Annotated in this window: 10 protein-coding genes and 4 pseudogenes; 12 read left to right on the top strand and 2 right to left on the bottom strand. The window is 38.7% G+C overall.

Annotation, left to right across the window (positions count from 1 at the left end):
* Positions 1-82: 82 nt before the first annotated feature.
* The 5 genes from panB (at position 83) to ACZ11_RS13175 (ending at position 6,219) form a co-directional block, all read left to right on the top strand.
* Entirely contained in the window at positions 83-919 is an 837-nt protein-coding gene (gene panB / locus ACZ11_RS13195; RefSeq protein ID WP_049666730.1) for a 3-methyl-2-oxobutanoate hydroxymethyltransferase, read from the top strand.
* Positions 919-1,773: a pantoate--beta-alanine ligase gene (gene panC, locus ACZ11_RS13190; protein WP_049666729.1), complete on the top strand. Its 855-nt coding sequence runs from the start codon at positions 919-921 to the stop codon at positions 1,771-1,773. Before panB ends, panC begins: the two co-directional genes overlap by 1 nt.
* 1 nt (position 1,774) lies before the next feature.
* Positions 1,775-2,158 carry an aspartate 1-decarboxylase gene (gene panD / locus ACZ11_RS13185; protein WP_049666728.1) on the top strand — a complete coding sequence of 128 codons (384 nt, stop codon included), beginning with the start codon at positions 1,775-1,777 and terminating at the stop codon, positions 2,156-2,158.
* A 589-nt stretch (positions 2,159-2,747) separates the two neighbouring features.
* Positions 2,748-5,519 carry an ATP-dependent DNA helicase DinG gene (dinG, locus tag ACZ11_RS13180; RefSeq protein ID WP_049666725.1) on the top strand — a complete coding sequence of 924 codons (2,772 nt, stop codon included), beginning with the start codon at positions 2,748-2,750 and terminating at the stop codon, positions 5,517-5,519.
* A 301-nt stretch (positions 5,520-5,820) separates the two neighbouring features.
* Positions 5,821-6,219, top strand: coding sequence for a DUF378 domain-containing protein (locus ACZ11_RS13175; protein ID WP_049666723.1), 399 nt, complete (start codon positions 5,821-5,823; stop codon positions 6,217-6,219).
* Positions 6,220-6,414: 195 nt separating this feature from the next.
* Here the strand turns inward: ACZ11_RS13175 and ACZ11_RS13170 are convergent, their stop codons facing one another.
* Entirely contained in the window at positions 6,415-7,047 is a 633-nt protein-coding gene (locus ACZ11_RS13170; RefSeq protein WP_049666722.1) for a rhomboid family intramembrane serine protease, read from the bottom strand.
* A 75-nt stretch (positions 7,048-7,122) separates the two neighbouring features.
* Positions 7,123-8,292 carry a PucR family transcriptional regulator gene (locus tag ACZ11_RS13165; protein ID WP_049666721.1) on the bottom strand — a complete coding sequence of 390 codons (1,170 nt, stop codon included), beginning with the start codon at positions 8,290-8,292 and terminating at the stop codon, positions 7,123-7,125.
* A gap of 137 nt (positions 8,293-8,429) precedes the next feature.
* On the opposite strand from ACZ11_RS13165, the gene ACZ11_RS13160 reads away from it, so the two are divergent.
* The 7 genes and pseudogenes from ACZ11_RS13160 to preA all read left to right on the top strand — a co-directional run bounded on the left by ACZ11_RS13160 (position 8,430) and on the right by preA (position 16,505).
* Complete coding sequence (locus tag ACZ11_RS13160) at positions 8,430-9,674, top strand: Zn-dependent hydrolase (RefSeq protein ID WP_049666719.1); 1,245 nt, start codon at positions 8,430-8,432, stop codon at positions 9,672-9,674.
* 63 nt (positions 9,675-9,737) lie between these two features.
* Positions 9,738-9,992 (top strand): annotated as a pseudogene (locus tag ACZ11_RS13155) (amidohydrolase family protein); the annotation flags it as partial.
* 643 nt (positions 9,993-10,635) lie between these two features.
* Positions 10,636-10,752 (top strand): annotated as a pseudogene (locus ACZ11_RS25840) (IS607 family transposase); the annotation flags it as partial.
* A pseudogene (locus ACZ11_RS13150) lies at positions 10,715-11,866 on the top strand (RNA-guided endonuclease InsQ/TnpB family protein). The pseudogenes ACZ11_RS25840 and ACZ11_RS13150, both read left to right, overlap by 38 nt.
* Before the next feature lie 341 nt (positions 11,867-12,207).
* A pseudogene (gene hydA, locus ACZ11_RS13145) lies at positions 12,208-13,356 on the top strand (dihydropyrimidinase); the annotation flags it as partial.
* A 505-nt stretch (positions 13,357-13,861) separates the two neighbouring features.
* Positions 13,862-15,229 carry an NAD(P)-dependent oxidoreductase gene (locus ACZ11_RS13140; protein WP_082172770.1) on the top strand — a complete coding sequence of 456 codons (1,368 nt, stop codon included), beginning with the start codon at positions 13,862-13,864 and terminating at the stop codon, positions 15,227-15,229.
* A gap of 13 nt (positions 15,230-15,242) precedes the next feature.
* Positions 15,243-16,505 carry an NAD-dependent dihydropyrimidine dehydrogenase subunit PreA gene (gene preA / locus ACZ11_RS13135; protein ID WP_049666716.1) on the top strand — a complete coding sequence of 421 codons (1,263 nt, stop codon included), beginning with the start codon at positions 15,243-15,245 and terminating at the stop codon, positions 16,503-16,505.
* Positions 16,506-16,533: the final 28 nt, after the last annotated feature.

Here is a 16,533-nt window from a genome sequence, read left to right as displayed (position 1 = left end):
CGAACGAAACACTACCCTTCTGTCTATTTTAGGAACAGAGGGGTTTTTCTGTTTTCTTTCCTTAAAAAAGGAGGACTACATGATGAAAACAACTTCAGATTTTTTAAAGATGAAGGCAGCAGGTGAGAAAATCGTTATGCTTACTGCATATGATTATCCTGCTGCAAAATTTGCCGAGGAAGCAGGCGTCGATATGATTCTAGTGGGAGATTCACTAGGAATGGTAGTACTAGGCTATGATTCTACAATGCCAGTAACAGTAGCCGATATGGTTCATCATGCAAAAGCAGTGCGCAGAGGGGCAAAGGATACGTTTGTTGTTGTTGATATGCCATTTGGTTCGTACCACGGTGATGTACACGAGACGTTGAAAACGGCTGTAACCATGATGCAAGAAACAGGAGCAGATGCACTAAAGTTAGAGGGTGCAGACGATGTTCTACCAGCAATTCGTAAATTAACGTCAGCTGGCATTCCGGTGGTAGCTCATTTAGGTTTACTACCTCAATCAGCAGGAGTACTTGGTGGCTACAAGGTTCAGGGTAAAACAGCTGAACAGGCAACGAAACTCATTGAAGATGCAAAAAAATGTCAAGAGGCTGGAGCATGTGCAGTCGTCTTAGAATGTATTCCACATCAGCTAACAGAGATGGTATCTGCTAATCTTATTATTCCAACGATTGGTATTGGAGCTGGTGTAGAGGCTGATGGACAAGTTTTGGTTTATCATGACATGTTAAGCTACGGTTCACATCATGTACCAAAATTCGTGGAACAGTTTGCTAATATGGGCCAAGAAGCAAGCCGTGGTATTGCTAGTTACGTAGAAGCGGTAAAAGCAGGTAATTTCCCTGCGCCGAAGCATTCCTTCACAATGAAAGAGGAAGCATTGGATCAGCTATATGGGGGCGTAAAGTAATGAAAGTCGTAACTACAATCCAAGCACTAACCGTAGAAATCCAAGCAGCTATGCAAGCTCAAAAATCAATTGGACTAGTCCCAACAATGGGGTTTTTACATGAGGGTCATTTAACGCTAGCAAAAACAGCTCGTTCTGAAAATGATTTAGTCGTTATGAGTATCTTTGTAAACCCAACACAATTTGGACCAGACGAAGACTTTGAAAGTTATCCACGTGATTTGCCACGGGATACAGCTTTGGCAGAATCTGCAGGTGTAGATATTGTTTTCGCACCGAGTGTTGAAGAAATGTATCCGCATGATGGTGGTATTCGTATACATGCGGGTGAACAGGCAACAATTCTTTGTGGGGCAAGCCGTCCAGGACATTTTGATGGAGTTTTACAGGTCGTATCAAAATTATTTCACCTAGCACAGCCGACACGAGCTTATTTCGGACAAAAAGATGCACAGCAGGTTGCTATTATTGCTACGATGGTACGCGATTTTAATTTCCCTTTGGAAATGCGAGTAGTACCTATTGTACGGGAGGAGGACGGTTTAGCTAAATCCTCTCGTAATGTCTATTTAAGTGAAGCGGAGCGTCTTGAGGCACCAGCAATTAATGAAGCACTACAGCTTGCTCGTGATAGCTTTTTAGCAAATAGGGATGCAGCGAATGTGCTTGCTAAAGCAAAGGCACATATTGCAACACGCACCCATGGTCAAATAGATTATATTGAACTATTAGCGTATCCAGATTTAACTCCCGTAACTGCTGAGACTGAGCAAGTGCTTTTAGCAGCAGCCGTCTATATTGGTAAAACTCGATTAATTGATAATTGTATCTTTAATGTGAAAGAAGGATTGTAATATGTTACGAATGATGATGAACAGTAAAATCCACCGTGCTACAGTGACACAAGCAGATTTAAACTATGTTGGATCTATTACGATTGATGAGGATATTTTAGATGCAGTAGGGATGCTACCAAACGAAAAAGTGCATATCGTCAATAACAACAATGGCGCACGCTTTGAAACCTACATTATTGCAGGGGAGCGTGGATCAGGCGTTATTTGTGTGAACGGTGCAGCAGCTCGTCTAGTACAATGTGGAGATATTGTGATTATTATTTCTTATGTGTATGTTGACCACGAAGAGGCGAAAGATCATAAGCCTACGGTTGCAATTATGGGAGAAGGTAATACGATTAAAGAAATGATATCCTATGAGCCAGAAGCAACGGTGATGTAGTGTGATAAAGTTGGATACTACTTTATAACTAAATATATTGAAAGTGTACATTACTAAATTTATTTTAATGATGTACACTTTTTATTATGTCAAAAAATTGTTAAAGAGAAGGCATATCGGAGATTTGTAATGAAAATCTAACAATGAAGAATGGACACTACTGATTCTAAGTGTCATAGTTTTGCCACATGAGCATTAAAGTGTATTTAAAAAGTTTTCCAAACTAAAATATTGCGTTAAAGACACCTTTCTTCCTTCTTTGTTCCAGCGATGATAAACTTCAAAAACATGATGCACATTGTTATTTGAACGTTCCTCCACTAAAAATTTGATGGTTTGGAAGCTACGCCTAGGCCTGGGCACAATTCAAAATCCGGACGCAATGATGCCAAGGCGAAATCAACCACACGTTATGGTGATGGGCTATGTCTTTACAAATATTATATATTAATTTGAAAATTCTTACTATAAAATCCTGGTAATCGTTCAGAAGTCTTTTTTATGACCAATCAACAATGGTGAAGGGATGCCGCTAAGCCAAATATATGTTAAAATTCATCTATCTAATGTGAACTGTGAGTTGAGATGTATGATGGAAAGTCAAAAGTATGCAATTGTTGATTTAGAGACGACTGGTCATTCACCGGCAAATGGCGACCGAATGATTCAAATAGCAATAGTTATTATGAAAGATTGGAAAATAGAGCGCACCTTTACGAAGTTTATTTATCCAGGTAAAGCTATTCCAACTTTCATTCAGGATTTAACACATATTACGGATGAGGATGTAAAGGATGCCTTGCCGTTTGAGGCACATGCCGACTACATATATGAACTGCTTACTGATTGTGTATTTGTCGCGCATAATGCGGATTTTGACTTATCCTTTTTACAAGCAGAGTTCAAGCGTGCAGGTTTACCAAAATGGCAGGGTAAAAAGATGGACACGGTTGAGCTCGCCAAAATATTGTTCCCTATGTCACTGAGCTTTAAGTTAGGTGATTTAGCGGCAGATTTAAATATAGAGCTAACGAATGCACACCGAGCAGATGACGATGCCCGAGCAACTGCTGAACTCTTTAAACATTGCTGGAAGGAGTTACTCAGTCTCCCTCAGCTAACTCTTGAACAAATGCATAAACGTTCATTCAGATTGAAATCAAATTTATCCCAACTTTTCTTTGAGGCACTTCAAATTAAACGACAGCATGTAACTGCTAATGAGAATGTCTCCTACTATCGCAATTTAGCTATTTGTGATGGACGAAAGAAGCATACAAATAATGCGGAGATTGTATCATATCCACAAACAGCAGCTGACAAAACAGCATTAATGACAAAGGCTATGTCGAATTTTGAGCAACGACCAGCGCAATTCGAGATGATGGACACTATTTGGGAGGCGCTTAATGACAAAAGGGAATGTGTTATAGAGGCTTCCACAGGTATTGGTAAAACAGCGGGCTATCTACTTCCTGCAATTTTATATGCTCGAGCGGTCGATAAAAAAATTGCGATTAGCACATATACGTCACACTTGCAGGAGCAGCTTGTCGAGGAAGAGTTACCAAAGATTGAAAAAATTCTTGGCACTAAAGTAAATATTGCTGTTCTTAAGGGCATGCAGCACTATATTGACGTTGCACGCTTTGAGCAATGTATGGCTTATGCTGATGAGACTTATGATGATACATTTACGATTTTGCAGATTCTCGTCTGGCTAACTAAAACAGAAACTGGTGTGCTAAGTGAGCTCAATGTATCTGGTGGTGGACAACTATTTTTAGAGAAAATCCGCAAAATGCCTGATGAAAAACCTTCAAAGGGCTTTGATTTCTATGAGCAAGCGTTAAAAAATAGTGAATTTGCTGATTGTATTGTAACCAATCATTCTATGGTACTCAGTGATTTAGTCCGTAAAACACCGATTTTTACACAAGTTGACGGATGGATCATTGACGAAGCACATCAATTTATACAATCTGCCATGCAGCAGGACGAAGTTGTCTTCTCCTATACGCAGTGGAAGTATATTTTCGGTCAAATAGGAACGATGGAGGAATCTGCTTTGTTCCAGCAATTTAGTCAGGCCGCTAAGAAAAAACAACGGGTTTCTATGCAAAGCTTGCAGCGACTAGATGCACAATTTATACGCCTACAACGGACATTCGATGAAACAATTCAGCGGGCTGTTCAAAAAATGCAGCAACAAATAAAAGGGAAACAAGCTAGTAGTAAATGTACTTTGTTTTTAGAAGATGTATCTATAGCAAAAGAACCGCTTCTACAAGTAAGTAAGCTCACACAGCAGTGGCTCGATCTTGCAACAGAAGTAGGCCATGCCTTTGAAAATAATATTGAGCAATTGGATAAAAGTGAGCACTATATATTAACGGAGTGGCATTATTGGATCCGTGAATTAAAAGTGAAAATTGCTGAATGGGAGGAAATTTTCCTATCGCCACAAGATGATAATTCAGTGTGGCTAGAATTTGATTTACGGAGCGTTCCAGGAAGCTTGCATGTCTTTAAAAAGCCTGTTAATGTCACGCCTATCATTGAAAAAGTACTGGCACCTCTTCGTAAACAGGCAAGCATAGTATGGACTTCTGGTACGTTGACTGTGCCAGGTAATGAGCGTTTTGTAACGCGCCAACTCGGTATTTCCGATGGTGTGCAAGTAATAAAGTTACAAGCGCCACCATCCTATTATTCAGGTGCGAAGGCATTTATTGTCACAGATATGCCAGATATTCAACATGTGTCACAGGATGAATATATTGAAGCGGTCGCTCACGCCATTACACGTACGGTGCGAATGACTGAGGGACGTTGTTTTGTCCTATTTACCGCACAGGACATGCTTCGAAAAACAGTGGAGCTTATTCAAGATAGTGAACTCCTTGATGACTATATGCTTTTTGCACAAGGTGTAACAGGTGGAAGCCGTATGCGAATCCTGAAATCATTCCAAAAATTTAGCCATGCCGTTCTTTTTGGTACAAACAGTTTCTGGGAAGGTGTAGACGTTCCGGGTGACGCACTTGCATCGGTTATCGTTGTTCGACTGCCGTTCTCCTCACCAGAGGAGCCTGTATTTAAGGCGCGAGCAAAGCATATTACTGCACAAGGTCGCAATTCCTTCAATGAGCTATCACTGCCAGAAGCCATCATGCGTTTTAAACAAGGCTTTGGTCGTCTAATCCGTTCATCACAGGATAAAGGAGCATTTATCGTTTTAGACCGCCGCATTTCAACAAAGTCGTATGGTAAGGAATTTATCAAGGCGTTACCACCGATTGATGTTAAGAAATTGCAGCTACCTGAGTTGTTAAAAGAACTTAATAATTGGCAGAAATAGTTGGAACCCCATTTAGCAGTTTTGCTAAGTGGGGTTTTTTCGTATTTGCCTGGCATCTTGTGACGTTTTCAGCGGGTGTCCCAATCCTACTCTAACTTAGCCTAGTTTGCCTTTCGTATAAATAAGCGGTTATTGCTAAAAATAAGACCGTCAAAATGGAGGATTTAATTACAATAATTATTTGTAGTTATCGCTCTTGTTATGACAGTTTTTTTTGCAGTATCGCCGCTTTTTATACATGTGAAGCATGAACTTCAAATGTATATCTGGCTTCGTATTTACAAATGAAGGAGGTGGAAACGTGAGCGTAGTTTATAGAATTGCTTTAGTGTTAGTCATCATTGGCGCAATTAACTGGGGACTCATAGGATTCTTTAGATTTGATTTAGTTGCCTATTTGTTTGGTGGACAAACAGCAGTATTGTCACGATGGATTTATGCATTAGTTGGATTAGCAGGACTAATATCCTTACCAATTCTTGTTATGCGATTTGATGAGGACGAAGATCTTGTTCCTGATCATGATCTTAATCATAACCATGACCAGCATACTCGCATAGACAGAAATCCAAGCTATGGTATGGAGTTTGGTGATGAAGCAGATTTTACTGCATTAAAAACAACTAATGAGCTAAAAGAAGAAAAAAAGGATACACATAGTAAAAATAAAAACAAAAACAAAAACAAAAACAAAAAATAACCTCGATTTTATTCCTCAAAAAAAACTGGTGACCATTTGGTTCGTCCAGTTTTTTCGTTATGGCTAGGAAAATAATCCGCAAAGAAATCAAGGATTGGAGGATTTAGTGTTACATATCCATAAACCTAGATAACGAAGCGGATTGTAGTTTGGAATAAAAATCATTTTCGTTTCAGCAATTTAAACCGTTAATTATTAGTTTCGGCTAGAGTAAAAGGAGCTTTCTATTTGATCCTTTTTAAAAATTGAAATGATATAGCCTAATACAAAACCACTAATAAATCCACCTACATGACCAGAAATACTGATATCAGGAACATTTAAGGTAAAAATAAAGCTAATGGCTAATAAGATTATAATAAATCTTTTATCATAGGAATAAAACTTATTTGGGTACCTGATGAGAAAGAACGTGAATATCCCTAATAGACCATAACCAGCTCCGGAGGAACCTGCTAATGGATAAACCCCAGCATAAAAATAATAAATAACTATACCTGAAGCTATAGATAAAAGAATATAAATTCCAAAAAAGAGTGTGCTTCCGAAATATCTTTCAAGTGGTTTAGATAACAGTAATAAAATTGGTATATTTAACAATAAGTGAAAAAGGCTCATATGTCCGAATGCATAGGTTAAAAATCTCCATATTTCACCGCTGTTAATTAATTCTTTTTCAAGACCTCCAAGAATAATAATTGCGTCCTCATTATAACCATCAAAAAATAACATAGTAACAATAGAAGCCAAACTACATAAAAGAACTATAAATACAGTAGCCGGATAATACTGAATAAATTCTTTATAATTCTCTCTTATAGCAAACATTCAGCCACAACCTTTAGATTAATAGATTTAAAATTATATTAAGCAAGATTCGAAATCGAATTTATACAGTTGTGTTTATTGGTGTGTTAACACATCTTCAATCAAAAATGCGATATAGAGATTTGTTTTAGTAAATGGGTTACTTAAGTCCATATCTAATAGTGTTTCTATTTTTTTTATTTTATAAAGTACTGTGTTGCGATGAATAAATTGACGCTCACTGATTCTACGGGTACTACCATTTTCCTCAAGAAAAATGCGTAGAAATTGTACATAATCTGAGTCATGTAATTCATCATAGCGATAAAGCTGACCTAAGATGTCTTGGCTATATGATTTGATTAGTGTTTGATTTTGCACGGCCATGATAATTTTGTAGGCACCAATTTCTTTATATTTATATAGGAAACGATTGTTATGAAGCTTTGCTAATTGGATTACTGTTAATGACTCATCATAGCTTTTGCGAACATTTTCAAGCTCTTTATGAAAATTTCCTTTACCAATGATAATATCCAAGTAACCATTTTTTTGCGTAATTTTGTCGTAAATTTCTTCAACAACTTTTGAGAAGGGGGTATTTGGTGTATTGATTTGTGCTCTGTCGATTAAAAAGATGAGGTGATTTTTATGCTTTAGTTTTAAGAAGCGTTTATATCTATTTTGAAATGCAAATTGGATCATGACCTCGTAGCGGTCAATATTAGCTTGTGCACCATTTGTAGTACATGAAATGATGGCTAGCTCCCTACCTTGTGGAAAACCAAGTAGTGCTAATTGATCTTTAATATAGTTGGTGTTTTGTTTGTAGTGAAAAAGTAAGTTATAAAGAACCTTTTCTTCGATAGAAAGCTCTTGATGGTGATTGGCGATAAATTGAAATGTTGTTTTTAATAGATCGGCTATACGATAATTCCATGGCATCTGAAAAATAGGGAAATCATGTTCGTTGGCAAAAGAGATTACTGAATCTGGTATACCTGGAATATATGGACCGGTATTAATGATGAAACCTGCTACCTTTTTAGTGAAAGCTAGTTTTACAAGTTGCTCTAAGGAATCTCCATCTGAAGATAAATTAATACCTGTAGTCACGACTAATTCATTAGGTCTACAAAACATAATTAAATCGATGCTTTCAACTACGTTAATCCCTGTAACTCTTCGAAAAGTTCCGTTATGTCCTGCTATTAATGTTAGCATTGGGAATTGAACTCCCTCGACAATTTTGCGAATAGTCCCCATTTTCTCCCCCCTATTATGAACATAACTTACCATATATTATGTGCAGATGCACATATTTTTTTAGTTTGCTATCTATATCTCATAATTTTTATCTTTTATAGAATGTGTATAACTACTGTGAAAGAGAGGACTTGCATATGTATAAGTGTAATAGTAGACGATTGCAAGAGTTAATTGAACAATTTAGTCAATTTGGAGCTACTGAAAATGGTGGCGTAACTCGTTTGTCTCTTTCGAATGAGGATGTATTAGCAAGAAACTATTTTTGTGAGTGTTGTGAAGAATTAGGGATGGACATTAAAGTTGATGATATGGGTAATATTTATGCCGTTTTACCAGGGAAAAAGGATGTTCCTCCAATTGTTATGGGGTCGCATTTAGATTCCGTTGAAAAGGGTGGGAAATTTGATGGTGTATTAGGCGTTTTAACGGCTATAGAGGCCATTAGAACGTTAAAGGAAAACGAGATTGAGCTAGATATCCCTATAATGATAGTGAATTTTACAAATGAAGAAGGTGCTCGTTTTGATCCAGCAATGATGAGCTCTGGTGTTATTTCAGCTAAATTTGAAAAAGAAAAAATGCTGCAATCTATCGATAAAAATGGTACTAGTTTCAAAGAAGCGCTGCAAGCAAGTGGTTATGAGGGAGATCAAGAAAATCGTTTAAAAGAAGCACTTGCTTATATTGAATTGCATATAGAGCAAGGGCCTGTTTTAGAGGCGAAGCAATTGGAAATAGGCGTTGTTGAAGGTGTATTAGGCATGGTTTGCTATGAAATTACGGTGACAGGGCAATCCAATCATGCTGGAACGACACCGATGACAATGCGTCAAGATCCGATGATCGTAACTTCGAAAATCCTTTCGTATTTACATGAAGAGCTCGGAAAAATTGATGAACAATTAGTGTTTACCTTTGGCCGAATGAATGTTTCTCCAAATATTCATACAGTGATACCGAACAATGTGACATTTACGATAGATTCACGTCATCAAAAACTAGAGATCATGCAAAAGGTTGAAAATATACTGAATAATCTTCCTTCAGAAGATAAGGGCTGTAGCATAAAGCCAGTTAAGCTATGGGGTAGAGATACAGTCTATTTTGATACTCATATTTGTAATGAAGTGGAAAGGGCTTGTCAGAGCTTCAGCTATACTGCCCATCGAATGTTTAGCGGGGCAGGGCATGATGCGCAATATATTGCAGGCATTGTTCCATCAGCGATGATTTTCGTACCTAGTATTAATGGTAAGAGTCATTGCGAGGAAGAGGAAACAACATTTGAGGATTGTGCGAAAGGAGCAGATGTATTACTTGAAACAGTGTTGACGCTGCAAACAAAGTTCAGTATGGGGGAGACCTACACATTACATTAAGGTAGTTCCTAACATTATTATGATTGAGCATTCTCCATTATTTTACGAAGGGTGAGGGGCAGAATGAAAAAAATTATTAAAGGCGGACGAGTTGCGACAGCGGCAGATATTTTTGAGGCAGATATTTTAATTGAAAACGGAAAAATTGTTCAAATTGGCAAAAATCTATCCGACGTTGGGGCAGAGGTTATTGATGCAACAGGTAAATATGTGATGCCAGGAGGAATTGATCCGCACACACATTTAGATATGCCATTTAACAATACTGTGACTGATGATGATTGGAAATCTGGTACCATTGCAGCAGCTTTCGGTGGGTAACTAATCTGTTACAACAAATTTAGACAAAACTATACAAATCTGTATAGAAGCATAGATTTATAACAGAATACCCTTCGTATCAAGCGATTGGTGCGAACTCCACGTTAATTGCTTTTAACTCCTAAAGCCTTGTGACCAAAGCGGAGCTGGAAACGGCAGACGTAACGGTGCGAAAGCGGAAAAAACAACAAGGATGGCATAAGCTGAAAAAAATTACTTAGTGTCCGTAAAGGGTCATCGTGACAACGGAAAACGGTAGCGCTAAGTGCTTTGGCAATGGATGTTTAGCAGCGAACTCCTAAATCTCTCATGAGACAAGGAAGACGTTCAACGACTATCTCCTTGAGGGAGAGTAAAACCGCAAGCGAATGGCGGAAGAAAAATGTGGCTCTTATTAGAAAATAAGATGAAGATATAGTCTGCGCTTATGTGAAAGCATAAGAGGTCTACTCGTGAGAGAAAGACTGCATTAAGGGTTGCGCCTTAGTGTGAACAAGAAAAATATATACAAATATAAAAATGTTAGCAACCCCTCTAAATAGGATAATGTGATTTTATCTTAGTGAAAGAGAGGTGGTACGCATGGAAATAATGTCCATTAGGAAATTTGCTAAAAGTGTTGGTGTAAATGATGTAACTTATTGTCACGGTCTTTGCAAATAGATTTTACGGTCAACGGTCGAAGAAAACTAAACGATTGATTGACGAGGTGAAAAACAATGATCATGGCGACAAAGATAAGACTAAAACCAACTAAAGAACAAGAGATTTTGTTTTGGAAGTCTGCGGGGATAGCGAGATGGGCTTACAATTATTTCTTGGCTGAAAGTGAACGTATTTATAACGACGAGAAGCGTACAGTCAAAGAGGGCGAAGTTCGGAAGAAAATCAATAACGAACTGAAACCAACAACGCATAAATGGCTACAGGAAGTCGGAAGCAATGTGATGAAACAGGCGGTGAAAGATGCCGATATTGCTCGAAAGCGTTGGTTCAAAGGCATGACTGAAAAGCCAAGGTTCAAAAGCAGACGAAGAAGTAAAGTTAGTTTTTATGTAAATTACGAAAGTTTACAACGAACAAATGAAGGTTTTAGAGGTGAAAAGATTGGCAGTGTAAAAACATGCATTGCGCTTCCTAAGCTTAAAAAAGGTCATAAATATTCGAATCCACGCATCTCATTTGACGGACGAAATTGGTTCCTATCCATTGGATAGGAACAAGAATTTGAACAGTTTGAATTGACAGGCGAAAGTTTAGGAATTGATGTAGGGATCGAAAAATTGGCAGTTTGTTCTGATGGTGAGTTCAAAGAGAACATCAACAAAACCAAAGAAGTCAAACGATTAGAGAGAAAGTTGAAACGAGAACAACGACAACTAGCTCGTAAGCTTGAAGCCAATACTAAAAAGTATTCTAAAAAACGAAAGCCAATCTATAAAACACCTTTAAAGAATATGAAAAATATTCAAAAACAAAACACTGAAATCCGTAATTTATATAAGCGACTTAACGACATCTGAACAAATCATTTACATCAGTGTTCTAATGAGATTGTGAAAACCAAGCCATCTCGTATTGTAATGGAACATTTACATGTAAAAGGTATGATGAAAAATAAACATCTGGCGAAGGCGGTAGCCGGACAAAAGTTATATGAATTCAAACGGCAAATTCAATACAAATGTCAAAAATCCGGAATTGAATTTGTTGAAGCCGACAGATGGTTTCCATCATCAAAAACTTGTTCTTGTTGCGGACTAATCAAATCCGATTTGAAATTGAAAGACAGATTATATATCTGCTCTTGCGGATTAAAGTTGGATAGAGATTTGAACGCAAGCATTAACTTAGCAAATTACTCAATCTAAGGAATTTAACTTCTTTCAGCAGTTGTCAAAACATCCGCTGAAAGAAGTTAAAGCCTCCGGCGGATGTCACGGAATCGGAAAGGAGTGCTTTGTTCAAGCACAAAGCCGATTCCGGACGCAATTATGCCGAGGCATAATTGATCTGACACTAAACCTTAGATGTGTACGCAACGATACTGCGGAATTTAAGCCTTTGGAGAGTCATACTAAATGGCAGTAGCTTTTTGCGAAACCAGACTCGGAGAATAAGGAAGACACAAATACGAAAGTCGGAAGATATAAGTTGTGTCACAGTAGAGATGGCTACATTTTTTTAGAAATGTATATGTTTTTCGTATCGGACAACTACTATTTTGGATTTCTGCTTAACGGCTGGCGAGGATAAACTTTCGACTGCAGTTGAAAAGTGGCATGACAAGGCGAAGGGGAAATCAGCTATCGACTATGGATTCCACTTAATGATTGGTGATTTAACTCCTGAAACAGAAGCTGAATTGCCGCAAATCTTAGAGCAGGAGGGCATTTCTTCTGTAAAAGTATTTATGGCTTATGCGAAAGAATTTCAAGCAACAGATCGCACCCTTTTTAAAGCTTTTAAAATAGCAAAAGACCTTGGTGCTGTTGTTATGGTGCACTGTGAAAATGGTTCTGTTATTGATGAGCTTGTAGAAGAGGCGCGACGTGCAGGTCATAAGGAGCCAATTTATCATGCGCTTACTCGTCCAGCTGAATTAGAAGGAGAAGCGACAAAACGTGCGATTGAGTTAGCCCATATTGCGGGCGCTACCCTTTATGTTGTGCATGTAACTTGTAAAGAGGCTGTAGATGAGATCATTGCTGCACGTGAGAAAGGCTATAACGTCTATGGCGAAACATGTCCACCATATTTAACTTTGGATCAATCTGCTTTAGCACAACCAGGTTTTGAGGGTGCAAAATATGTTTGGTCCCCACCACTTCGCCCGAAATACCATCAGGATCATTTATGGAATGCTCTAAAAGCAAAACAACTTCAAACAATCGGCTCTGACCAATGCTCGTTTAGTTTTAAAGGTAAGAAACAGTTAGGAATAAATGATTTTTCTAAAATTCCTAACGGTGGGCCATTTATTGAAGATCGCTTCAGTATTTTATATTCAGAAGGTGTAGCAAAAGGGAAAATTTCTATCAATGAGTTTGTCGATATGATTTCCACAAGTGCGGCAAAAATATTTGGTTTATTCCCACAAAAAGGAACGATTGCAATTGGTTCTGATGCCGATATCGTTATTTTTGATCCAGAAGTAAAACGGGAAATTTCGGCAAAAACGCATCATATGAACGTGGATTATAGCCCATATGAGGGATGGGAAGTAACCGGTGAACCAGTAAGTGTTCTAGTGCGTGGAGAATATGTCATTAAAAATAAAGAGTTTGTTGGTGTACTAGGTAGCGGGCAATATATAAAACGTGCATTAAAAACAACAGCTGCAGAAGCATTAAACATTTAGCATTATCCCGTATTAACGGGTAGTAATACTCCCACCGCAAAATTTTAGCAAAATCAAAGAAGTTAGGTGAGAGATAAACTGCCTGTAAAAGCCCGATTCGTTCAACTAATAATCAGTGGAGAACGAAGAAACCCCCACTGATTAAAGTTTCACTTTATGACCGATTGCTTTGAATGGAGAACAGAGCAATCGGTCTCGTAATATCTTCATTTAGCTACATCTACCACTATAAGTGGTGAGATGAATGTTGAATGTAGCATTGTTTTCAATGGTGTAATTAATAAAGCTCATCACCAAAAGTTGTGGATGACTATGTTCAAACATATGCCATGTATATAGGTTGATAGGAGTGGAGGCTGGCGACTCCTAGGGGTTTATCGGACGCCCCCAGGAAGCTTTACTCTGCGCGAAAGCAAAGCGCCCAGCCGAAACGGAAATCAAACACACGATATGGTGACGAGCCATTATAAGAAGGAAAAAATGAACACATGAGGGGGATGTGGAAATGGCTCCGAAACAAGAAAATGCAATGTCCCAACAGTTAACACGTAATTTTTTGGAATTGACTAGTAGTATGACAAAGAATGAAGCAATAGAGGAATCCAATCGTTGTCTTTATTGCTACGATGCACCATGTATTAAAGCCTGTCCAACGAGTATTCAAATTCCAAATTTCATAAAAAAAATTGCTTCTGGTAATATGAAGGGCTCTGCTACGACTATATTAGAAGCAAATCCAATTGGTGCAAGCTGTGCAAGGGTTTGTCCAACGGAGGAACTATGTGAAGGGGCGTGTGTGTTAAATTCCTCAACAAAGCCAATTAAAATCGGAGAGCTACAGCGCTATGCAACAGATTGGGCAATGGCAACAAACGCTCAGCTATTTAAGCAAGGGCAAAACAATGGACAGAAGGTAGCGATTATTGGTGCAGGTCCTGCTGGATTATCAGCTGCTCGTGAACTAAGTCGATTTGGTTATCAGGTCACTATTTATGAAGCTGAATCGAAAGCTGGTGGCTTAGGGAGCTATGGTATTGTATCGTTCCGTTTACCAAATGAAGTCGTTGATTGGGAAATTGAACAAATTGAAAAGCTTGGTGTGGAAATCAAAACAAACACAACTGTCGGTGTTGATATTTCTGCTGAAGAAATCTTGGAGCAATATGACAGTGTTATTTTAGCTGTTGGTATGGGAGCTGTGCCAAACCTGGGCATTGAAGGAGAAGATTTAGACGGTGTACATGATGCAATTGAGTTTGTCAGAAAGACAAAAATGGGACCGCTTACAAAAGATATTGTTGGGAAGCGAGTGGCTGTTATTGGTGCGGGAAATACCGCAATTGACGGAGCTACATGTGCAGTGCGTTTAGGTGCGGACAATGTTCAAATTCTTTATAGAAGAACGCAAAAAGAAATGACTGCGTACAAATTTGAATATGAATTTGCAAAGCAGGATGGCGTGGAGTTTAAATGGCTAACAGCACCGAAAAAGATTATTGGCAATGAGTCAGGTGAGGTCGTAGGTATCGAATGTACAAAAATGAAGCTCGGTGAAGCAGGTGCTGATGGTCGTCAAAGACCTGAGGAGATCGAAGGGTCCAATTTTATTATCGAAGTGGAGGCTGTTATTAAAGCAATTGGGCAAACACGTTTTGTGTCATTGATTGAAGCTTTTGGCTTACAGCATACAAATGGCGTTGTTGATATTGATGAAGCGACAATGCAAACTTCGAATGACAAAGTATTTGCATGTGGAGATGTCGTCTTCGGAAATGGCCAGGGCGAGGCGATGGTTGTAACAGCTGTACAGCAAGGAAAAGATGCAGCATACAAGATCCATGAACGTTTAAGAAAACCAAGTGAGATTGCATAAGGGAGGAACTAATATGGCAGACTTACGCATTGACTTAGCGGGCATTAAATCGCCGAATCCATTTTGGCTTGCGTCAGCACCACCAACGAATTCAGGCTATCAAGTACAACGCGCATTTGAAGCGGGGTGGGGTGGAGCTGTATGGAAAACATTGGGTGATCCGATTTTGAATGTTTCTTCCCGCTTTGCAGCTGTTAGCTTTAACGGCCAAAGAGTAGCAGGCTTCAATAATATTGAACTAATTACGGATCGTCCGTTAGAGGTGAATTTACAAGAAATTTATGAAACGAAAAAAAGGTTTCCACATCACGCAATCATCGCTTCTTTAATGGTGGAGCCAAAACAAGAAAAATGGCATGAGATTGTTAAACGAGTAGAAGATGTGGGAGTCGATGGCCTTGAGCTTAACTTTGGTTGTCCACATGGGATGGCAGAACGAGGAATGGGGTCTGCTTCTGGTCAAGTACCTGAATTGGTGGAAAAGCAAACGTACTGGGTGAAAGAGGCTGCGAAAACTCCAGTAATTGTGAAGTTAACGCCAAACATTACCGACATAACGGCAACAGCAGAAGCGGCCACAAGAGGTGGAGCAGATGCGGTTAGTATGATTAATACAATTAACAGCTTAGCCGGTGTCGACTTAGATACATGGAATACAGTCCCTCATGTAGCAGGAAAGGGTGCACATGGTGGCTATTGTGGTCCTGCCGTTAAACCAATTGCACTCAATATGGTTGCAGAGTGTGCTCGTAATCCATTAATTAATGTTCCTATTTCGGGCATTGGTGGTATTTCCAACTGGCAAGATGCTGCTGAGTTTATATTGATGGGAGCTACGGGCGTACAAGTTTGTACAGCAGCGATGCACCATGGCTTTAGTATTGTTGAAGATATGATCGATGGACTCAATAACTATTTAGACGATAAAGGCATTGCCTCTGTCATGGATTTAGTAGGTCGCTCAGTTTCTAGATATTCTAATTGGGGTGACCTGGATTTAAATTATAAAATCGTAGCTGAAATTAATAACGATGTTTGTATTAATTGTAACAAGTGCCATATTGCATGTGAAGATACGTCGCATCAATGTATCGATTTATATTCAGAAGATGGTCGCCCAATGCTGAAAGTTCGAGAAGAGGACTGTGTAGGCTGTAATTTATGCTCAATCGTTTGTCCCGTAGATGGTGCTATTACAATGGTTGAACGCAAATCTTCAATTCCACCAATGACTTGGAATGAACGTCAAACTTTAATTAGCAGTCTATCTAAGTAAAATGTCTAAAATCAATTTCGCCTTGGCT

This window comes from Lysinibacillus xylanilyticus (assembly GCF_001183605.1).
Classification (GTDB): Bacteria; Bacillota; Bacilli; order Bacillales_A; family Planococcaceae; genus Lysinibacillus; species Lysinibacillus xylanilyticus.
This window is presented reverse-complemented; position numbering and strand designations above follow the sequence as displayed.